Below are 21,078 nucleotides of genomic sequence, written 5' to 3' on the forward strand. Positions count from 1 at the left end.
GCCCCCACCAGGACGACCCGCCCGACGACACCACCGCGTACCACCTCGGCCTGTCTCGGCCCCGTGGTGTACGAGATCGACGGCGCCGACACCGCCGACCGGCCCCGGTCGCTGTGTATCGCGGTCGGCGGGGTGCTGCGTGTTCGCAACGTCGGCCCGGAGGAGCTGACCGCGACGCCGCCCGGCTTGGCGGTCTGCCGCTACGAGGCCGGCATCTACAACTGCCAGCTGGTCGAGACCGGCACGGTGTCGATCACCCTGACGTATCCGAGCGCACACACGATCCGGGTCGTCGTCCGCTGACCGGTTTCGCGTCGCGGGCGGTCATCCCGCCCGCAGCGCCATCGAGTCCAGCAGGTCGTCGACGAAGGTCACGCTCGCCCCGTCCGGCGGGGTCACCTGCACGTACGCGAGCGTGGCACCGCCGGTGAGCAGGGCGGCAGCCTCGACGATGACCGGTTTGCCGGCCGGGCATCCGGCGTACCGGGCGATGGTCCACTCCAGGTCGGCCCGGCGGGCGGTCCGCACCGGGTCGGCGCGGCACCGCGGGTGGGTGTGTCCGGCGAGGAAAGCGGCCGGGTCGGTGGCCGCCTCCCGGGTGTCGGACAGGCCGATGAACGCGCCGGGCACCTCGGGGTCGGTGACCCAGTGCCCCGGGTCGGGTGAGATCACCATGGCCGGTGCCAGGCCGCCGCGGGACGCGGGGCGGCCCGCCCAGCCGGCGCCCTCCGCCCGCCAGCCGGGCGGCAGCCGTACGCTGATCCGCCCGCTGGCGTCGGTGGCCACCCCGACCGGACGGTCCCGCCAGACGTCGACCGCCACCACCCCGGCCGCCGTGACAGCGGCCAGGACCAGCGCGAGGGCCACCCGCCGGTGACGTCCCCGCCGCCGGCGGCGGCGCTCCGGTCGGTCACCGGAGGTGACCGCCTCGGCCAGCGCCCGCGCGAACGCGTCCGCGTCGCGGTACCGGTCGGCCGGCGCCGGTGCGGTGGCCCGGGTCAGGACGGCGGCCACGCCCGCCGACGGCCCGGCCGAGCCGAACAGCCGCAGGCCGAGCCGGCCCAGCCCGTACACGTCGGCCCGCTCGTCGACGGTCGACGACGGGTCGTCCTGCTCGGGGGCCATGTAGCCGGGGGTGCCGGCGCGGGCGGTCAGCCCGGACGCGGCGGCCATCGCCTTGGCCAGGCCGAGGTCGGCGACCACGATTCGTCCGCCCGACCAGGCATCCGCGTCGGCGGCGGGTACGGCGGGCGGGTCCGGCGGCGCGGGTCCGCCGGCGGTGGCGGCAGTGGTGTCGCCGGGCCGCGGCAGGCACAGCAGCACGTTGCCCGGCGTCAGGTCCCGGTGCACGATGCCCCGGCTGTGCAGATCGGCGACCGCGGCGGCCACCTGGCACAGGATGCGCAAGGCCGTGTCGGCGTAGACGTCCCCCGCCTCCAGCAGGTCGCGCAGGCTACCGCCGGTGGCCCACTCCATGACGATGTACGGTCGTCCGTCGGCGAGCTCGCCCACCGTGTGCACCCGAATCAGCCGTGGGCTGTCCACCTGCCGCAGCAGCCGCGCCTCCAGGCTGAACCGTTCCCGGATCCGCAGGTCGTTGGCCCAGTTCTCAGCCAGCACCTTGATCGCGACCCAGTCCCGCAGAGCGGGGTCGAACCCGAGCCACACGGTGGCGAACGCGCCCGCGCCCAGCAGGCGCTCGATCCGGCATCCGCCGATCTCGACCGGTCGTGCACCGGAGGGTGGTTGCACAGGTGCACGCTACCCGCCGCGGTCCGCCCACGCGCGCCACCGCCGCCCGGACGGGCCTGCCGCCGGTACGACAGGTCACCCGTGGCACATCGACGCCGGTCACGCGAGATGCCGGCGACGCCTCCTGCGGCTACGGTTGGGGCCACCAGCTGTCGATCTCCGGGGAGGGTGTGTGCTGGCACTGGTGGCTGTCCATGCGCTTGCAGCCGTGGTCGCTCCGGCGCTGGTACGTCTCTGGGGGCGGCGCGCGCTGCACCTGCTGGCGTGCGTCCCCGCCGCCGCCCTGGGCTGGGCGTTGACCCAGACCGGCACGGTTCGCTCCGGCACGCCGGTCGTCGAGACGGTCACCTGGGTTCCGCAGCTCGGCCTGGACATCGCCCTGCGGATGGGGACGCTGTCCTGGTTGATGGTGCTGCTCGTCGGCGGGGTCGGCGCCCTGGTGCTGGTGTACGCCGCGCACTACTTCCGTTCCGACGATCCGGGGCTCGGCCGCTTCGCGGCCGTGTTCGTCGCGTTCGCGGGGGCGATGCTCGGCCTGGTGGTCTCCGACGACCTGCTGCTGCTGTACGTGTTCTGGGAGCTGACGACCGTCTTCTCGTACCTGCTGATCGGCAGCGACCCGACGCGGCGGGCCAGCCGGCACGCGGCGATGCGGGCGCTGCTGGTGACCACCCTGGGCGGGCTGGCGATGCTCGCCGGGTTCGTGATGCTCGGGCAGCACGCCGGCACGTACCGGTGGTCCGAGGTCGCCGACAACCTGCCCGACGGCGGCTACCTCACGGTCGCCCTGGTGCTGGTGCTGCTCGGCGCGCTGAGCAAGTCGGCGATCTTCCCGTTCAGTTTCTGGCTGCCGGGGGCGATGGCGGCGCCGACGCCGGTCAGCGCGTACCTGCACGCCGCGGCGATGGTGAAGGCGGGGGTGTTCCTCGTCGCGCTGCTGGGGCCGGCGGTGGCCGAAGCCACGCCGTGGCGGCCCGTGCTGCTGGCCGGTGGCCTGGTGACGCTGCTGCTCGGCGGCTGGGCGGCGCTGCGGCAGGTCGACCTGAAGCTGCTGCTCGCCTACGGCACGGTCAGCCAGCTCGGCCTGCTGATGGTGATCCTGGGCGCCGGCGGCCGGGACACCGCGTTGGCCGGCGTGGCGATGGTGCTGGCCCACGCCATGTTCAAGGCCACCCTTTTCCTCGTGGTCGGCGTCGTCGACCACGTCGCCGGCACCCGGGACCTGCGCGAACTCAGTGGGCTGGGCCGGCGGGCGCCGGCGCTGACGGCGGTGGCCGGGCTCGCCGCCGCCTCGATGGCCGGTTTGCCACCGATGGCCGGGTTCGTCGCCAAGGAGGCGGCGGTCGAGGCGTTCCTGCACGGCGGCACGACCGAACTGGTGGTGCTCGGCGGGGTGCTGGTCGGCTCGACCCTGACCGTCGCGTACACGCTGCGTTTCCTCTGGGGCGCGTTCACCGTGAAGCCCGACGTACCGCCGGCCCGGCCCGGACCGGTCGGGTGGCCGCTCCTCGGGCCGGCCGCGGTGCTCGCCGTCGCCGGCCTGGCGGCGGGCGCCCTCGCTCCGGCGGTGGACCGGGTGCTCGCCCCGTACGCGGACCTGTATCCCGGCGCGGGGCCCGGCTACCATCTCGCGCTCTGGCATGGGCTGACTCCCGCGCTCGGCCTCTCCGTCCTGGCGATCGCCGCCGGTGTCGGGGTGTTTCTGCTGCTGCACCGGCGGCAACCGCGCCTGGTCCGGCTGCCCTTCGACGGCGCCACCGTCCACGACCGGCTCGCCCGCGGCGTCGACCGGGCGGCGGTGGAACTCACCGGCGCCACCCAGCGCGGCTCCCTTCCGTTCTACCTGGGGGTCATCCTGCTGGTGCTGGTCGTCCTGCCGGGCGGGGCACTACTGGCCGGCGTGCCGTGGCCCCGGCGGTTCCACCTCTGGGACACCCCCCTGCAGGCCGTCGCCGCCGCCGTGGTCGTCGTCTCCGCGGTGGCCGCCGCCCGTGCCCGGCGCCGACTGACCGCGATGATCCTGGTCGGCGTGACCGGTTACGGCACCGCACTGTTGTTCATCCTGCACGGCGCCCCCGATCTGGCGCTGACCCAGTTCCTGGTGGAGACCGTCACGATCGTCATGGTCGTGCTGGTGCTGCGCCGGCTGCCCGCCACGTTCTCCGAGCGGCCCACCCGGGCCGGCCGGCGGGGCCGGATCGCGCTGGGCGTCGTCGTGGGTGTGGTCGCGGCCGGAATGGCGTACGTCGCGGCGGGGGCCCGGGTGGCCACCCCGATCTCGGTCGGCTTCCCCGCCGAGGCCGTCTCCTACGGCGGCGGCAAGAACGTGGTCAACGTGACGCTGGTGGACATCCGGGCCTGGGACACCATGGGCGAGATCGCGGTGCTGGTGGTGGCCGCCACCGGGGTGGCCAGCCTGATCTTCCGCCACTCCCGGGACCTGGACCTGCGCAGCGGCATTCCGGGGGTCGGCCGCAGCGAGTCGGTGCGACCGCGCTGGCTCACCAGCGGGGCCACCGCACGACAGCAGTCGGTCATCCTCCAGGTCGTGACCCGCCTGCTGTTCCACGCCATCGTGCTCTTCTCGATCTACCTGCTCTTCTCCGGCCACAACGCCCCCGGCGGCGGCTTCGCCGCCGGGCTGGTCGCCGGTCTCGGGCTGGCCGTGCGGTACCTGGCGGGCGGGCGTACCGAACTCAACGGGGCGGCCCCGGTGGACGCCGGCCTGGTGCTCGGCGCCGGGCTGTTCGTCGCGGTCGGCACCGGCCTCGCCGCGATGGTGCTGGGCGGCGAGTTCCTGCAGAGCGCCCTGCTCGACTTCCACGTGCCCGTCCTGGGGCATGTCCACTTCGTCACGTCGGTCTTCTTCGACGTCGGCGTCTACCTGATCGTGGTCGGCCTCGTCCTGGACATCCTGCGCAGCCTCGGCGCGGAGATGGACCGCCAGCAGGAGACCGACCAGCGGGAGAGCGAACCGGCCGGCCACCGGACGGAGGAGTTGGTGTGAGCCCGAACCTGAGCTACGTCCTGGTCGTCGGCGTCCTCGTCGCCGCCGGGGTCACGTTGCTGCTGGAACGCAGCCTCACCCGGGTACTGATGGGCGTCATCCTGCTCGGCAACGGAGCCAACCTGCTCCTGCTCACCGGGGGCCGCTCCGGTGGCGCGCCGATCGTCGGCACCACCGCCGAGCAGGACATGGCCGACCCACTTCCCCAGGCGATGGTGCTGACCGCCATCGTCATCACCCTCGGCATGACCGCGTTCCTGCTGGCCCTGGCCTACCGTAGCTGGCACCTGAACGGACACGACGAGGTGCAGGACGACGTCGAGGACCGCCGCATCGTCGAGCTGGCCGACCGCGACAAGGGCCCCGGCACCGCGGACGTCGAGGCCGGGGACGACGACCCGGCGTCGGACCCCGCCGAAGAGCAGGTGGCCGCCACCGGCGCGCCGGGAGGACGCGCATGACCTGGCTCGTCCCGTTGCCGGTGGTGATGCCGCTGCTCGGCGCCGCCCTGACCCTGCTGCTCGCCGGCCGGCCGTACGCCCAGCGGTGGGTCAGCCTCACCGTCCTCACCGCCACCGTGGCGGTCGCCGGCACGCTGCTGGTGCGGTCGTCGCTGCACGGGCCACTGGTCGTCGAGGTCGGCGGCTGGGTCGCGCCGCTGGGCATCGTGCTGGTCGCCGACCAGCTCGCCGCGCTGATGCTCGTCGTCTCGGCGGCGGTCACCCTCTGCGTGCTGGTGTACTCCATCGGGCAGGGCATGGCCGACGGCAACGAGGAGACGCCCCTGTCGGTCTACCACCCCACCTACCTGGTGCTGACCGCCGGCGTGTGCAACGCGTTCCTCTCCGGTGACCTGTTCAACCTCTACGTCGGTTTCGAGATCCTGCTGGTCGCCAGCTACGTGCTGCTGACCCTCGGCAGCACCGAGACGCGGATCCGGGCCGGCACCACGTACGTCGTGGTGAGCCTGCTCTCGTCGCTGATCTTCCTGGTGGCCATCGGCCTGGTCTACGCCTCGACCGGCACCCTCAACCTGGCCCAGCTCGTCGACCGCCTCGACGCCCTGCCGGACGACCTGCGGCTGGTCCTGCAGGCCATGCTGCTGCTGGCCTTCGGTATCAAGGCCGCGGTGTTCCCGCTGTCGGCCTGGCTACCGGACAGCTACCCGACCGCGCCGGCTCCGGTCACCGCCGTCTTCGCCGGCCTGCTCACCAAGGTCGGCGTGTACGCGATCATCCGCACCGAGACGCTGCTGTTTCCCGGTGGCCGCACCGCCGACCTGCTGCTGGTGGCCGCGGCGCTGACCATGGTGGTCGGCATCCTCGGTGCGGTGGCCCAGTCGGACATCAAGCGGCTGCTGTCGTTCACCCTGGTCAGTCACATCGGCTACATGCTGTTCGGCGTCGGCCTGACCACCTCGCTCGGCCTGTCCGCGGCGATCTTCTACGTGGTGCACCACATCACCATCCAGACCACCCTGTTCCTCGCCGCCGGCCTGGTCGAGCGGCGGGGCGGCAGCACCGCGCTGGACCGCCTCGGCGGGTTGGCGCGTGTGTCGCCGCTGCTGGCGGTGCTGTTCTTCGTACCCGCCCTGAACCTGGCCGGCATCCCGCCGTTCTCCGGGTTCCTGGGCAAGCTCGGCCTGGTCCAGGCCGGCGTGGCAGACGGCGGGCCACTGGCCTGGACGCTCGTCGCCGGTGGCCTGCTGACCAGCCTGCTCACCCTCTACGCCATCGCCCGGGTGTGGAATCTCGCCTTCTGGCGCGCGCCGCACCCGGACATGCCCGCTCCGGGCGACGCCGCCCGGGCGGCCGGTACCGCCGGCGCCGAGCAGCCGCCCGACGACGCTCCCCACGCGGTCGCCGTACTGCCCCGGCTGATGATCGCGCCCACCGCCGTACTGGTCGGGCTCGGGCTGGCGTTGACCGTGGCGGCCGGGCCACTGTTCGCGCTCAGCACCGACGCCGCCGACGACCTGCTGCGCCGCACCCCGTACGTCGAGGCCGTGTTTCCGGACGGTGCCCCGTGACCGGTGCCCCGATGACCCCGGCGAGCCCCGCCGAGCCGACCAACCCACCGCTGACCCGCCGAGCCCGACGACGCAACCAGCTCGTCGCCGTGACCGGCCTGGTCCTGGTCTGGGTGTTGTTGTGGGGCAGCTTCACCTGGGCTAACCTGATCGGTGGCCTGCTGGTCGCCGTCGTGCTGCTGACGGTCTTCCCGTTGCCGCCGGTGACCTTCGCCGGCCGGATCCGTCCGGTACCGCTGGCCCGCTTCTGGTCGCGGTTTCTCCGGGACCTCGTGGTCGCCTCCGTCCAGATCGCCTGGCTGGCGCTACGGTTCGGGCACACGCCACGCAGCGCGATCATCGCCGTGCCGCTGCGGGTGAACACCGACCTCAACCTCACCCTCACCGCCGAGGCGTTGTCCCTCGTGCCCGGGAGTCTCATCCTCGAAGCCGACCGGCGGACCGGCACCCTGTACGTCCACGTCCTCGGGGTCCGCACCCTCGACGAGGTGCAGCGGTTCCGCCGCGACGTGCTGGACCTCGAAGCGCGGATCGTCGCCGCCATCGGTTCGTCCGAGGAACGACGCCGCGTGACGGGGGCCGACCCCGCCGGCCCACCGGAGCCGACCCGCCTGGAAGGAACACCGACGTGACCGTCGTCGCCGTCACCGTCACCGCGTTGCTCACCGTGGCCAGCGGGCTCACCCTCGTGCGCATCATCCGCGGGCCGTCGATCCTCGACCGGGCCGTCGCCACCGACGTCCTGCTGGCCATCATCGTCGCCGCCATCGCCACCGAGGCCGCCTACAGCCGCGACGCCACCGCCCTGCCCGTACTGGTCGTCCTCGCCGTGCTCGGGTTCGTGGGTTCGGTGAGCGTCGCCCGCTTCGCCGTACGGAGAGATCCGGAATGACCCTCGACGCCGTTCTCGACATCGTCGCCGCCGGCTGCCTCATCGCCGGCGCGCTGCTCAGCCTCGCCGCCGGCGTCGCCCTCATCCGCTTCCCGGACCTGCTCTCCCGGATGCACGCGGCGGCCAAGCCCCAGGTCCTCGGGCTGCTGCTCGTCCTGCTCGGGTGCGCGCTGCGACTGCGTACCGGGGTGGACATCACCACGCTCGTGCTCGTCGGGGTCTTCCAGCTGGCCACCGCCCCGGTCGCGGCGCACATGGTGGGCCGGGTCGCGTACCCGCACGACGAGATCCGCCGGGACCTGCTGCTCACCGACGAACTCGCCGCGCACATCGACCGGATCCGCGCCGACCGCACGGACCGTCCGGAGGTGTCCGACGCGGCCTCGGCGCCGGGACGCGGCTGAGGCCCGCACCGCCTGCGCCGGCTGGTCCTCCGGGCCGCGCCTGCCCGCCGAGCCGGGCGGTGGCAGGTGGGCTCGACGGGCAGGCAGCGGGGTCAGGTACGAGACAGTGCGCGGTCGCTGACGAAGGACTGGAGACCGAACTGGCGGGCACGGCGTTCGGCGAAGTCGCTCAACCCCGGGCTGTCGGCGTAGTCCAGGCTGTACAGGTCCAGCTCCAGCCGGAGCAGTTGCTCGGCGATCTGGGCGTGGAACTCCAGCACGTCCGGCGGCCACGGGGCGTAGCCGTCGTCGGTCCAGCGGGCCGAGAAGGACTCGAAGACGATGCCGTCGACGAGTTCGGCCAGCCGGGGCAGCATGCCGAACCCGCGGTTGGCCAGCAGGTACGCTGGCCTGGCTTCCTCTCGTACGGCGGCGATCAGGGTGAGCAGGTGCGGCACGTCCTCGGGGTAGGTCAGCTCGACGTTGAGCGTGTCCAGGAAGAGCCCGGCGAAGCCACCGGCGATCGCCGCCTTGGCCGCACCGACAACGTGCGCCACCCACAGCGGATGGTCGACGTGGACGAACGCCCCGCCCCAGTCGGGGTTGCGTTCCTGGCGCTGCCAGGGCGCGGGCGGGCCCTGGTCCTCCGACAGTGACAGGTAGCCGAGGGTCTGCACGCCCTGCTGCGCGAGGTGCCGCAGCTCGGCGGGCCGGTAGAAGCCCGGTTGCAGGACCACCCGCAGGTAACCGGCGAGGTCGGCGAGCCGCCCGTCGCCGTAGTAGAAGCAGATGGGGCGCCGGCTCATCACCGCCCCCCGTGTTCCCGGTACCAGGAGAAGGTGCTCCGTACACCCTGTTCCAGGCTGACGGCCGGTTCGTAGCCGGTCAGCGCCCGCAGGAGGGACAGGTCCGGGCAGCGGCGGGCGACCGAACCGGGCGGTGCCGGCGCCGCCTCGATGACCGGGCTCACCCCGGCCACGGTGAGGACCAGCTTGGCCAGGTCGCCGATGTTGGTTTCCTCCCGGTCGTTGCCGATGTGCACGATCTGCCCTGCCGCGGCCGGGTTGGCCATCAGCCGCAGCATGGCCTCGACCGCGTCGTCCACGTGGCAGAACGCCCGGTACTGGTCGGCGCCGGGCACGGGGAACGGGTCGACGCCGCGCAGCGCGCGCAGGGACATCTCCGGGATGACGTGGTCGGCGCCCATCCGCGGGCCGTACACGTTGTGGAAGCGGCCGACCACCGTGTCGAAGCCCCGGGCCCGGGCGGTGTGCAGGAAGGCGGCCTCGCCGAGGAGTTTGCTGGCCGCGTAGGCGAACCGGGGCGCGGTGATGTCGGAGATGGTGGTCGGCACGCTCTCCGGCGTCGGCACCGGCACCCACCCGGCGGTCACCCCGCCGGCGTAGACCTCGCTGGTGGAGGCGAAGAAGACCCGCTCGCCGGGGGCGACCCAGTCGAGCAGGTGCAGTGCGACCAGGGTGTTGGTCCGGACCACCCGGGCCGGGTCCTGCTCCACGTTACGCACGCCGACCACGGCGGCGAGCAGGTAGATCTGGTCCCAGCCCGACGGCAGGGTGGCCCAGGTGTCCGGGGCGGTCAGGTCGGCGGAGACCACCCGCACGGCCGGTTCGCCGCGCAGCCGGTCGAGGTCGGCGTCGTCGCGGCCGCGCGAGAAGTCGTCGACAATCGTCACCTGGTGCCCGTCGGACACCAGGCGGCGGGCGAGGTGCAGGCCGATGAAGCCGGCCCCGCCGAGCAGGAGCACCCTCATGCCCGCGCCACCTCCCCGGCGAGGGCCGGCCCGGCGACGGTGGCGGACGCCGCCGGCACGCCGGAAGCCGTCGGGGTGGCGGACGCCGTCGGGGTGGCGGACGCCGCGGCGGGTGCGGGTTCCGGGGCGGGCGGAAGGTAACCGAGGCCGGCGTAGCGGATCCCGGCGGCGGTGACCGCGTCGGCGTCGAGCACCCGCCACGAGTCGTAGATGAACGCCGGCCGGCCCTCGCCGAGCAGTTCCGGGATCCGGATCGCCCGGTAGTCCGGGTGGTCGTTGATGATCAGAACGGCGTCGGCGTCGGTGAACGCCTTGTCCACCCCGACCGGCTCGCCCCCGTACTGGCGGATGACGTCGTCGGTCACCATCGGGTCGTGGCCGAGGACGGTGACGCCGGCAGCGGAGAAGACCCGCATCATGGTGGCGATCGGGGTGCCGCGCATGTCGTCGGTGGGCGGCCAGCCCTTGTACGCCCACCCGAGCACCGCCAGCCGCGCCCCCCGGCTGTGCCCGCGCGCCTGCACCAGCATCCGCACCACGGTCTCCGCCACGTGCACCGGCAGGTACTCGTTGAGCTGCCGGGCCTGGCCGACGAGGAACGGCGCGCGGTCGCCCGCACTGTCGATCATGATGTACGGGTCCTTGGAGAGGCAGCCGCCGCCGACGTATCCCGGTTTGGCGAGGTCCGGACGCGGATAGTCGACGTTGGCTGCCCTGATCACCTCCAGCGGGTCGAGGCCGTGCCGTTCGGCGATGAGCGCGACCTCGTTGCCGAAGGAGTAGATCAGGTCGGTGTGGCAGTTGTTGGAGAGCTTCACCAGCTCGGCGGTCTCCAGGCCGCTGACCGGGACGAGGGTCTGCGCCAGGCCGCCGAAGAACTCGACCCCGGCGGCGAGGCTGGCGGCGTCCAGACCGCCGACCACCTGGGGCAGCTCGACGAGTTCCCGCAGCGCCTGGCCCTGGATGGTGCGTTCCGGCGCCATCACCAGCCGGACCTGCTCACCCCAGGCGGCCCGCAGCTCCGGCAGCACCACCCGGCGGCTGGCGCCCACCGGCACCGTGCTGCGCACCACGACCAGCGTGTCCGGACGGCAGGTGGCGGCGACCGCGCGGGCGGCGGCGGCCAGGTTCGCCAGGTTCGGTCGGTGGGTGATGTTGTCGACCGGCGTCGACACGCTGATCACCGCCACGTCGACGGTGTCGCGGGGCAGTTCGGCGGCGACGTGGATGTCCCGGCCGACGTGGGCGGCGAGAATCTCCTCGACGCCGGGCTCGAAGATGTGCGGCCGGCCCCGGGACAGCGACACCAGGACCGCTGGGGACACGTCCGCGCCGTAGACGGTGAAGCCCTTCTCGGCGAGCGCGACGGTGAGCGTGAGCCCCACGTAGCCCAGGCCGACGACCCCGACCTTTGTGCGCATTCGTCTCGTCCTTTCTGCTGGAGGGGTGGCCCGCGCGACGGCGGACCGTCCGTCGTGGGCGGCCGGCCGCCCACGACGGCGCGGCTCAGCCGCAGGGGGCGGTGAGCCGGTCGACTTCCCGGACGGTGACGGTGCCGGCGAACCGTTCCGCGCGGTACCGGCGGCAGGCCGCCCGCACGTTCTCGGCCCGTACGGCGTAGTCGATGGCGAGTACGAACTTGCCCGCGTCGCGCAGCGCCCGGGTGTGCGCCAGGTTCGTCGCGCACCAGTCCCGGGTGCACGGCTCGTCCGTCGCCAGGTAGAAGAGCTCCTCCATCCCGATGCCGTCGATGGCGGCGGTGTAGCCCGGCTGCTCGCGAAGTTCCGGCGAGTTCTGCGGGACGATCAGGAAGCCGGGACGGCGGGCCTTGGCGTACGTGCTGATTCGGGCGATCAGCGCGACCATGTCGGCGGCGAGCCGCGCCCGATCCCGGCCCCGGGTGTGGGTCAACGAGATCTCCTCGTAGGCCAGCGGGGTGTCCAGGTAGACCCCGTCGAAGCCGGCGCGTAGCGCCTGGTCCACCCGGGGTCGCACCACCCGGTCCCACCAGCGGGCGTCCCAGTACTGCACGAAGTACTCGCCCGGCCACTGGGTCCACTCGTTGGCCAACAGGTCCGGGGCGGTGCGGCGGATGACCGGATACTCCGGGCGGAAGTTCTCCAGGCTGCCGATCTCGAAGTACGCCAGCACCCGTTTGCCGCTACGACGCAGCGCGGTGATCTCGGCGGCGGTGAACCAGTCGGTGTGCGCGTCCCTCGCCAGATCGATGACGGCGAGTTGGTGGGGCTCGCGGGCCAGCGCGTCGAGCCGGCCATCGGCGTACCCCTGCAGTTGGTAGGCCAGGGAGGTGACCGTCCTGGGCGGTGGCGGTGTGCGGACGCCGCCGCCCGGCGCGCCGGTGGCCGGGTGGCTCGGCCGTGCCCCGGAGCCGACGGTGCCGCCCGGGGCGGGGGCGCTGGCACCCGGCCCGGAGGCGGTGGCGGTGCCGGGGGTGGGTTTCGCCTGCGGTCCGGTCTGCGACCCGCAGGCGACGAGCCCGCCCACCACGGTCATCACCAGCATGGTCGCCCCGGCCCGGGTGGCCATCGGCCACCGTCGCCGGGGCTCTCCGCCGCAGCAGGGACCGTGCTTCATCGCGCCTCCTCGGCGGCCAGGATGTCCTTCATCGACGTGGCCAGGTCGCGGCCCGGTGCCCAGCCCAACTCCCGGCGTGCCCGGCTGACGTCGGCCTGGATCCAGTCGACCGCGGTCGAGCGTTGCGGCCCGGTGCCGGTTTCCCGGATCCGGCCGCCGTACCCGGCCATGGCGGCCAGCAACTCGATGGCATCACGCGCAGTGACCGTCCGACCACTGCCGACATTGAACACCCGGTACCGCAGCTGCGGTGCGAGCGACACGGCGACGACCAGTGCGGCCACGTCCCGCACGTCGACGAAGTCCCGGTACGCCGACAGCGGACCCAGGGTGATCTCCGGGACGCCACCGGCCACCGCGTGGCGGATGCGCGCCGCCGCCCGGCCGAGCAGGTTCTCCTCCGACATGCCGGGGCCGATCGGGTTGAAGACCCGCAGCGACACCGCATCGGCCTGCCCGGACTCGCCGGCGAGCTGGAACAGCCGGGTCGCGGCCAGGTGGCTGACACCGTAGGCGCTGACCGGCCGCGTCGGCTGTTCCTCGGTGACCGCAACCCCCTTCGGCACGACGCCGTACTCGCCGGCGGAGCCGAGCCGGACCAGCCGGGCCCGGGGGGCTGCCGTGGCGGCGGCGTCGAGCAGCTTCGCCGCGACCACGGTGTTCGCCGCGACCAACTGCCCGACGGAACCGGCCAGGGCACCCACGCAGGTGACGACGACGTCCGGAGCGCTCGTGCGCAGCAACGCCGCCAGCCCTTCCGGGGTGCCGTGCAGCAGGTCGTAGGTGGCCCGGCCGGGGCACTCCACCTCGGTGATCCGCGGGTCCGACTCCAGTGCGCGACGCACGTGCGTACCGATGAAGCCGGACGCCCCGAACAGCAGCACCCGGGTCACGCCCGCCCTCCCGCCGGTGCCGTGCCGGCCCGCTCGGTGGCGACCGGGTCGACCGCCACCGGGTCGGCGGGCGTCCGGGGCGCCGGCAGCAGAATCGGTTTGAGCTGCGCGAACGCCCGGTTCGCCTCGTCGTAGTCCTCGGGTCGCCCGATGTCCAGCCAGAACCCGTCGAACGGGTACGACGCCGGACGCTGCCCCGCCGCCAGCAGATCCAGCACCAGCTGGTCGAAGCCGAAGGAGAGCCCGGGCGGGTACGGTGCGAGCGTTTTACGCGACATCGCGTACACACCCATGCTGACCGGGTAGCGCAGGGTCGGCTTTTCCCGGAATCCGACGATGTGCCCGGCGTCAACGTCGAGTACCCCGAAGTCGATCCGGTGCACCCGCTCGGAGGTCGCCAACGTCAGTCCCGCCCCGGAGAGCGTGTGGGCGCGCAGCAGGTCGGCGTAGTCCAGGTTGGTGAGGACGTCGCTGTTCATCACCAGGAACTCGTCGGGCAGCCGGTCCTTGAGCCCGAACAACGGACCGACCGTGGACAGCGGCCGTTCCTCCTCGACGTAGTCGACGGCGATGCCCCACCGGCGTCCGTCTCCGACGTAGGCCCGAATCAGCGGGCCGAGATGGTTGATCGCCAGGGTCACCGAGGTGAACCCGCGCGAGGCGAGTTGGTCGAGCACGATCTGCAGGATCGAGTGGCTGTCGCCGATCGGCATCAGGGGTTTCGGCAGCGCCGTCGTGTACGGCCGCAACCGAACCCCCTTGCCGCCGGCAAGGATCACCGCGTGCAACCAGACCTCCCCAATGGTCTCGGATGAACTACCGGTAGTGCCGGATCTGCCCGATGACCGGAAGCAGACCGAGCGCGAACAGCGCCTGGAGCAGCACGACGCTGCCCAGGTAGAGCGAGGTGTCGGCGAGGGCGGAGCCGCCCTGCCCGAGCAACGGCGCCACACCGAGCAGCGCGCCCACTCCGATGTGCAGCGCGATCACCACCGCCATGGACAGGCACAGCCAGCCGTAGCGGCCCCGTCCGGCCAGGAGGAAGGCCAGGTAGTAGGCGCCGGCCAGCGCGACGTGCGCGGCTGTCATCACCGCTCCGGCGGCCGAGAGCAGTCCCACCTGGGCCAGGCCGGCCAGCAGCGCCGCGCCCAGCAGGGCCGGCACCGCGAGGCAGGCCGTGAACTCCCGGCCGATGGTGCGCCACACCCCGGCCACGAACTCCCCCGGCCGGCGGGCCCGCCGGGACAGCGCGACCATGTCCGGCCAGAACCGGCCGGTGCGCCACTCGACGTACCCCATGGACAGCAGCAACGGCACCGCGGCCGCCACGATGTCCAACCGGGTCAGCAGGTACGGCGCCTGCGCGTGGAACAGCAGCGCCGCCGCGCAGAGCCCGTAGCCGGCGATGCCCAGCAGCGCGGGTGTCTGGGCACGCAGCCCGGTCGGCGGCGTCGGTTCCTCGGCGTCGCCGGTCGGCCGGGCCGCCCACAGGGCGATGGCGAGCGCCGCCAGCACGGAGCCGGCCGCCGCGAGCACAGCCCACCGCTGGGCCGCACCGCCCACGAGCAGATAGGCCGTGCCGAACAGGACGGCCGGGATCATCGCCGCGGCCAGCCACGCCTCCCGCCGGTAGAAGATCAGCAGCGTGCTGGCCAGTTGGTACGACACCTGGAGGACCATCATCACGGCCAGCGGCAGTCCGCCCAGCGGCAGCACCGCGACACCGAGTACCACCCCGAGCAGGAGCCCGGTCAGCGCAGCCCAGCGCAGCACCCGGCTCGCCGCGCGCGGCCGGCCGTGACCGAGCAGCCGGTAGGCGAGGTACGCGGCCACGCCCGACCAGATCCAGCCGACGGTTCCGGCGAGAACCATCCCGAGCACCAGACCCGGCCGCCCGACGGCCATCAGCACGGCCGGGAAGGCGGCGCTGGGCAGCAGGTAGAGCGGCCCGTGCAGGACCGGCCGCAGGCCGGCCCACCGGCCACCGGTCACCACCGCGACGGCGGCCTCGTCGGGTTCCGGCAACGGCGGCCCCATCCGCTGGAAGACCTCGGTGGCGAGGGTGAAGACGTCGCGGTAGCCGTACTCGACCTGTGCGGTCCGGTCGGTGTGCCCGTCGGCCTCCAGCGCGGCGGCGACCTGGAGCGCGTCGACCGCCCGGCCCAGCCGGGGCCGGACCCGCTCGACCAGCTCGTCGACCGGGTCGGTGGAGATCCTGGGCAGCAGGATGGTGCGTTCGGGCTCGTCGGCGGGGGCCGCTGGGGCGCAGACGGGTCCGGTGTCGTCGTCGCTGAGGAGGGTCATCGCGGATCGCCGACCGATCGCAGCGTGCCGACTCCGCCGGGGTGCTCCGCCGGGCCTTCGGCTCGGCCGGGCCCACCGGGCGGGACGGGCACCGCGGCCGCCCAGGAGTGCTGCTCGGGTCCGCGCTGGCGGGGCACCCGGGCCGGAACGGCCGCCACACCGGGCCGGATCGCCTGGTTCGGGACGGTGACCCGGCCCTGGGCCTGGCCCCGCAGATGCCGCCGGGGCGGGGACGCCGCCAGGGGCACGGTGAGCCGTTGGTAGATGTCACGGTAGGCCTGCAGCGAGCGTTGCAGCGTGAACCGCTCCAGGACCCGGGCCCGGGCGACCGCACCGAGCCGCAGCCGCAGTTCCCGGTCGTTGAGCAGCCGCACGCAGGCGGCGGCCACCGCGGCGACGTCGCGTGGCGCGACGACGATCCCGGTGTCGCCGACCGCCTCGGCGACGCCTCCGACGTTGGTGCACACCGTCGGCCGTCCGCAGGCCATCGCCTCCACCACCGTGTAGGGGAAGCCCTCGGAGATGCTGGTCAGCGCGACCAGGCTGCCGGCGTGGTACGCCTCGACCGCGCTGCCGACCCGACCCTCCAGCGTGGCGTGCCCGGTCAGCCCGAGTTCGTCGATCAGTGCCTGGCAGCTTGCGTGGTAGACCTGGTTGGCCGCTGGCGTGCCGCCGAAGATGCGCAGCCTCGCCGCCGGGATCTCGGCGCGGACCAGAGCGAACGCGCGGATCAGGGTGTGCAGGTCCTTCAGCGGGTCGATGCGACCCATGAACGAGATGGTGGGCAGTTCCGGTTCGCCGACCGCCGGAGGGAAGTCGTCCGGGTCGACGCCGTTGTACATCGTCCACATCCGCTCGGGATCGGCGCCGTTGTGCAACTGCCAGCGCCGGTTGTACTGCGAGTGCGGCGCCAGCGCGTCGGTGACCAGGTACGCCGCACCGGCCAGGGAACGGAAGAAGCTCAGCACCAGCACCCGCACCGCGTGCGGCGCGGTGTCGTGCAGGTACGAGATGTAGCGTTCCCGCAGGTAGATGCCGTGTTCGGAGAGCACCGACGGGGTGCCGTGGGACCACGCCGCCGTCATGGCGACCAGCGCGGCGAGGCCGTTCATCGACGAGTGCACGATGTCGGCCCGGACCGGCGGCGCGCTCAGGGGGCGCAGCATGTGCGAGATGAGCCAGGCCGCCTCCAGCGCGTCGGCGACGGTGAGCGCCGGCCCGATCTCGTCGGCCCGCAGGGCGTGCCAGGCGTCCAGCATCATCCCCAGGGCCTGGTTGGACAGCAGGCCCGCGCTCAGGTCACCGCCAGTGGCCGCGTACTCGAACATGCCCCGCAGGGCCAGCAGGAAGGTGCTGCGGTTGACCTCGCCGGCCGGGGAGAGCGTCGACTCCAGCGGGGTGACCAGCGCCCGCAGGAACACCTCGTACGACTCGATGAATCCGGCACCGGGCCGTCCGGACGGCAGCGGTATCCCGCGCCGGGGGCGGCGGCCCGGCGGCCGTCCGCCCCACAGCGGGATCGAGTGCACCCGGTCCAGGTTCGCCGGCCGGTCGAAGACCGGTTTCTCGCTGCCGTCGACGGTGAGCGCCACGACCTCCCACCGGTACTCCGGCATTCCACGGATGAGCTGCTCGCACCAGACACTCACGCCGCCCATCGCATAGGGGTACGTGCCTTCCGAGACCAGTGCGATCCTCACCGGGTGCCCCCGTTCAGCTTCTCGTCACCGGGTGTCGCCGCCGGAGGTCATGGGCGGGGAGCGGCGTCGAACGTCACGGTGGTGCCCGCGGCGAGCGTCACCGGGACGCTGACGTCGCTGCCGTACGCGGTGGCACCCGCGGTGGCCGCGGTCACGCCACCCAGCCGCACGGTGCCGGCCGCCGGCGAGGTCACCGAGATGGTGCCGGCGCTGCGGTCGTAGACCGCCTCGACACCGGCGCCGAGCGCGGCGAAGTGGGCGGTACGCGCCCTGCCGTACGCGGCGATGTCCGGCCAGGCCGAGTTGAGCAGCGGCACCGAGTAGTAGGAGTCGTACTTGTTCACGACCTCCTCCACCCAGTCGGTGACCAGGGTCCTGCCGGATCCGTAGTCGCGCACGTTCGCGATGTGGAAGGTGTGCGGGTAGATCGACCCGGATGCCACGTGTTGCAGCGCCACGCCGGTCTCGTAGTCGAGCACCTGGGCGTAGGTGCGGTCGGTGGGCCAGTAGGGGAAGTGCCCGTTGGGGCCGTAGAAGGAGTTGTAGAAGTGGGTCTGCTCGGCCGGGGTGGTGGTGTGGTACGCGATGTTCGTCGGCCAGCACGGCATGACCAGGATGCCCGGGTTCAGCGGGTGCATCCTGCCGGCGTTGAGGTGCGCGGGAACGTGGCTGGCGAAGGACATGTTGCCGGCCAGGACGTCGATGCCGAGATCCGCCGCGGCCTGCAGCAGCGCCGGGTTGGACGCCTCCAGGCCGTGGTCGGTGGGCGGGCCGGTGTCGTTGTCCGGGTCGTCGTTGTAGACACCGAGGCCGGAGTACTCGGGGGTCTTCAGGGCGCTGGTGGGCACGTTGAGCCCGATCGAGGCGCCCGCCGTCCGGTTGTCGTTGATCTCGTTGTACGTCGTGGTGTAGTCGGTCTGGTTGAGTTCGGGGTGGTTCAACGTGTGGTTGATCCACCGGAAGCTGTTCTTGAGGCACTTCGTGGTGGCGGTCAGCGTGGTGGCGTCGCCGTCGGGGCTGCACGCGTCACCGGCGAACGGATCGATGTCGGCACCGTTGTAGGCGATGTTGAAGGTGAAGCCGGCCGCCTTCGGGTGCGCGGCCCGCAGCGCGGTCTGCCGCGCGGCGAGGTTGACCGCGTCGTGTCCGGTGACCTGGTAGCCGGGGGTGTACTCGACCGTGCCGTCCTCGTGGTAGTGGTCCGAGGCGTTGAACCAGTCGTCGATGTCGACGTTGAGGTGGTGCTTCCGCTCACCGAAGTACAGGCCCTTGCTCGTCCACCGGAACAGGCCGTAGACCAGCAGGTCGGAGTGGAGCAGGTGCTGGTTCGAGGTGAAGGTCAGGGCCATCCGCTCCCGACCGTCGGTGGAGGTGGTGCGCACGGCGAGCACGTCGGAGCCGTTGGTCATCAGTGCCTCGGCGTTGCAGCCGGCCTTGATCGCGGTGCGGTAGACGTACGAGTGCGTCACGGGGATCTGGGCGGTGCTGGCAAGGTAGTCGAAGACCGCCGCGCCGGCGCTGGTGAGCGAGACGGGCAGTGGCGTCTCACCGACCGCGGCCTCGCCCTTGGAGGTGAGGCAGTAGTCCTCCGGCCAGGTTCCGTGACTGGTGTAGAGGGCAGCCTGCCGGACCCGGAAGTTGCGCTCGTAGGCCCAGAGGGTGTTCCACTCGGTGGGGGTCAGGCCACTGAGGTAGGCACCGCCGGACGGGTAGAGCTGCATGCTGTTGGTGAGCAGGATCGCGTTGTACCTGCCGACGCCGTCGGGGCGGACGAGGGTGCTGGGGGTGACCGTCTCGGTGGCGGTGTAGAGGACGTCGTACGCGGCGCCGACCCGGTCGAGAGTGGTCTTGAGCGTGGGTACGCCGAAGTCCTCCGGATTGGTGGCCACGATCAGCGCCCGGAGCGCGACGCGGTCGTTGGCCGCCTGGGTGCCGACGCCGCTGCTGCTCGCGGTCGGCCGGGGCGCGGTGACCCGGACGGTGCCGGACCGGGTGGGCAGCGGGCCGGGCCGGGCCTGCTTCTGGTCGGCGGCCTTTCCTGGTGCGGTGAAGGGCTGGCTCGGCACGGGCGCGGGTCGAGCATGGACGGGGGCCTGGGTACCCAGCACGACCGCGAGTGCGGTCAGCCCGGCGAGGACGAGTCGGGTGGCGCGGCGCGCAGGTCCGGTGGGGACCATCTACTGACCTCCGATGTGGAGACGACCGAGTCGTGGTCCATCATGGACCACTGCTCAGAGAGCGATGTACGCCAATTTGGTGCACCGCCGGAAAAGTGCGCTGGTTGTTGCGCAAACAACATTGACGTCAGCCCCGGAGAATGGTAGCGAAACACTTTCGGCCGTGCCGGAGATGCGGCACCTCGTTGGATTTTGCATGGTAGGTACGGCAACGCGAGCAGTCTCGCAGATGCGCATTAGGAGCCACCTCGTGGCGCTGGCGACAGACCTTCGGCACCGCCCCGGGCACCATCCGCCCCACCTGCCACACACGAGGCAAGGTAACGGAGCGCATTCTGTCGGTTACCCGACAGCGAGGTTTGACGAGCGACCAACCCGGCCATACGGGGAATAAAAATCACACGTTCCGCCCATTGCCGTGACCCCGGCACGACCCTCCCCGCCGCGAGGCCGACTCGGTGCCGTCGGGATGAGGTCTGCTTTTTGCGGCAGAACTTCCGAGGCGATGCCGGCACCACCGGATTCGACAGGACATCAACTGCACGGCCGACTCCACCACCGACCCCGTAGGCGACTGCGGCAAAATTGCGAATTCCGGCCGCCGGAATTGCCGAATGCAACTTGCCAACGCGCCCGCCGACCCCTTCGCGGACGCGCTCAAGCAGAGCCAGGAGCCGCCGGTTCCGGACGAAGACCGGCGAGGCCGACAGCCAGACACCCATCAATTGACCAGTCTCGATGCCTGTGGGAGTCTGTCCCACAGAGCCGCAGCGGGAGCCACACGTGCCGGCACGGGAGCGGGGCAACTCCCGGTCGTCCGGGCGTCGTCGTCCGACCTCTTCCCCTGGAGGGCTCTGTGTCCACCATCATCCGCTCGCGTCGCGTCCACCTGGCGACGTGGCTGTCCACCGTCGGCACGGTCGCCGTACTGCTGCTGACCACCCTGGCCGATCCGGCCGCCGCCCACGGATCCGTCGTCGACCCCGCGTCCCGCAACTACGGCTGTTGGCAGCGGTGGGGCAACGACTTCCAGAATCCCCGGATGGCCACCGAGGACCCGATGTGCTGGCAGGCCTGGCAGCACAACACCTCGGCCATGTGGAACTGGAACGGCCTGTACCGCGAGGGCGTCGCCGGCAACCACCAGGGCGCCATCCCCGACGGCCAACTGTGCAGCGCCGGCCGCACCGGCGACGGCCGGTACAACTCACTGGACGCCGTCGGGGCATGGAAAACCACCACCGTCGCCACCAACTTCCGGGTCAAGCTCTGGGACCAGGCCAGCCACGGCGCCGACTACATCCGGGTGTACGTGACCAGGCAGGGATTCAACGCCCTGTCCAAGCCGCTGGCCTGGAGCGACCTGGAACTGGTCGGCCAGATCGGCAACACCCCCGCCTCCCGGTGGACCCGCGAAAGCCAGGGCGTGTCCATCCAGATCCCGGCCGACGCGCCGGGCCGCACCGGCCGGCACATCGTCTACACCATCTGGCAGGCCAGCCACGCGGACCAGTCGTACTACCTGTGCAGCGACGTCGAGTTCGGCGGCGGGCCGAGCACCCCGCCCACCACGAC

The 21,078-nt window shown here is 72.4% G+C and carries 17 protein-coding genes and 1 pseudogene; 8 read left to right on the top strand and 10 right to left on the bottom strand.

Going from position 1 to position 21,078, the window contains the following annotated elements:
• Positions 1–303 (top strand): annotated as a pseudogene (locus tag E1166_RS20055) (hypothetical protein); the annotation flags it as partial.
• A gap of 21 nt (positions 304–324) precedes the next feature.
• Here the strand turns inward: E1166_RS20055 and E1166_RS20060 are convergent.
• Positions 325–1,752, bottom strand: a complete 1,428-nt coding sequence (locus E1166_RS20060) for a serine/threonine-protein kinase (protein ID WP_243710443.1) — start codon at positions 1,750–1,752, stop codon at positions 325–327.
• Positions 1,753–1,924: 172 nt separating this feature from the next.
• Here E1166_RS20060 and E1166_RS20065 point away from each other — a divergent pair, with 172 nt between their 5' ends.
• The 6 genes from E1166_RS20065 to mnhG are packed head-to-tail and all read left to right on the top strand — an operon-like array spanning position 1,925 to position 8,084.
• A complete protein-coding gene (locus E1166_RS20065; protein ID WP_132340946.1) occupies positions 1,925–4,759 on the top strand; it encodes a Na+/H+ antiporter subunit A in 2,835 nt (944 codons plus the stop codon).
• Positions 4,756–5,220: a Na(+)/H(+) antiporter subunit C gene (locus E1166_RS20070; RefSeq protein WP_132340948.1), complete on the top strand. Its 465-nt coding sequence runs from the start codon at positions 4,756–4,758 to the stop codon at positions 5,218–5,220. Before E1166_RS20065 ends, E1166_RS20070 begins: the two co-directional genes overlap by 4 nt.
• Complete coding sequence (locus tag E1166_RS20075; protein WP_132340950.1) at positions 5,217–6,788, top strand: Na+/H+ antiporter subunit D; 1,572 nt, start codon at positions 5,217–5,219, stop codon at positions 6,786–6,788. The genes E1166_RS20070 and E1166_RS20075 overlap by 4 nt, the downstream gene beginning before the upstream one ends.
• Positions 6,789–6,799: 11 nt before the next feature.
• Positions 6,800–7,420, top strand: a complete 621-nt coding sequence (locus tag E1166_RS20080; protein WP_132340952.1) for a Na+/H+ antiporter subunit E — start codon at positions 6,800–6,802, stop codon at positions 7,418–7,420.
• The gene (locus E1166_RS20085; protein WP_132340954.1) at positions 7,417–7,680 is read left to right on the top strand and encodes a monovalent cation/H+ antiporter complex subunit F; all 264 of its coding nucleotides are present in this window, start codon (positions 7,417–7,419) and stop codon (positions 7,678–7,680) included. Before E1166_RS20080 ends, E1166_RS20085 begins: the two co-directional genes overlap by 4 nt.
• The gene (gene mnhG / locus E1166_RS20090; protein ID WP_132266934.1) at positions 7,677–8,084 is read left to right on the top strand and encodes a monovalent cation/H(+) antiporter subunit G; all 408 of its coding nucleotides are present in this window, start codon (positions 7,677–7,679) and stop codon (positions 8,082–8,084) included. The genes E1166_RS20085 and mnhG overlap by 4 nt, the downstream gene beginning before the upstream one ends.
• Before the next feature lie 92 nt (positions 8,085–8,176).
• Here mnhG and E1166_RS20095 read toward each other — a convergent pair whose 3' ends face one another.
• The 9 genes from E1166_RS20095 to E1166_RS20135 form a co-directional block, all read right to left on the bottom strand.
• The gene (locus E1166_RS20095; protein ID WP_243710444.1) at positions 8,177–8,869 is read right to left on the bottom strand and encodes a hypothetical protein; all 693 of its coding nucleotides are present in this window, start codon (positions 8,867–8,869) and stop codon (positions 8,177–8,179) included.
• Positions 8,869–9,834 carry an NAD-dependent epimerase/dehydratase family protein gene (locus E1166_RS20100; protein ID WP_132266938.1) on the bottom strand — a complete coding sequence of 322 codons (966 nt, stop codon included), beginning with the start codon at positions 9,832–9,834 and terminating at the stop codon, positions 8,869–8,871. The genes E1166_RS20095 and E1166_RS20100 overlap by 1 nt, the downstream gene beginning before the upstream one ends.
• Positions 9,831–11,255, bottom strand: a complete 1,425-nt coding sequence (locus E1166_RS20105) for a nucleotide sugar dehydrogenase (RefSeq protein WP_132340958.1) — start codon at positions 11,253–11,255, stop codon at positions 9,831–9,833. Before E1166_RS20105 ends, E1166_RS20100 begins: the two co-directional genes overlap by 4 nt.
• Positions 11,256–11,340: 85 nt before the next feature.
• The gene (locus E1166_RS20110; RefSeq protein WP_243710445.1) at positions 11,341–12,429 is read right to left on the bottom strand and encodes an endo alpha-1,4 polygalactosaminidase; all 1,089 of its coding nucleotides are present in this window, start codon (positions 12,427–12,429) and stop codon (positions 11,341–11,343) included.
• Positions 12,426–13,322 (bottom strand): NAD(P)-dependent oxidoreductase, encoded by an 897-nt coding sequence (locus E1166_RS20115; protein WP_132340960.1) that lies wholly within the window; start codon positions 13,320–13,322, stop codon positions 12,426–12,428. Before E1166_RS20115 ends, E1166_RS20110 begins: the two co-directional genes overlap by 4 nt.
• Positions 13,319–14,101, bottom strand: coding sequence for a sugar phosphate nucleotidyltransferase (locus tag E1166_RS20120; RefSeq protein ID WP_243710447.1), 783 nt, complete (start codon positions 14,099–14,101; stop codon positions 13,319–13,321). Before E1166_RS20120 ends, E1166_RS20115 begins: the two co-directional genes overlap by 4 nt.
• A gap of 37 nt (positions 14,102–14,138) precedes the next feature.
• Complete coding sequence (locus tag E1166_RS20125; protein WP_132340964.1) at positions 14,139–15,626, bottom strand: hypothetical protein; 1,488 nt, start codon at positions 15,624–15,626, stop codon at positions 14,139–14,141.
• A complete protein-coding gene (gene pelF / locus E1166_RS20130) occupies positions 15,623–17,326 on the bottom strand; it encodes a GT4 family glycosyltransferase PelF (protein WP_132340966.1) in 1,704 nt (567 codons plus the stop codon). Before pelF ends, E1166_RS20125 begins: the two co-directional genes overlap by 4 nt.
• 47 nt (positions 17,327–17,373) lie before the next feature.
• The gene (locus E1166_RS20135; RefSeq protein ID WP_132340968.1) at positions 17,374–19,503 is read right to left on the bottom strand and encodes a hypothetical protein; all 2,130 of its coding nucleotides are present in this window, start codon (positions 19,501–19,503) and stop codon (positions 17,374–17,376) included.
• Positions 19,504–20,404: 901 nt separating this feature from the next.
• Here E1166_RS20135 and E1166_RS20140 point away from each other — a divergent pair.
• A partial coding sequence (locus tag E1166_RS20140) for a lytic polysaccharide monooxygenase (protein WP_243710448.1) occupies positions 20,405–21,078 on the top strand: 674 nt, incomplete at its 3' end.

This window comes from Micromonospora sp. KC213 (assembly GCF_004348325.1).
GTDB lineage: Bacteria > Actinomycetota > Actinomycetes > Mycobacteriales > Micromonosporaceae > Micromonospora.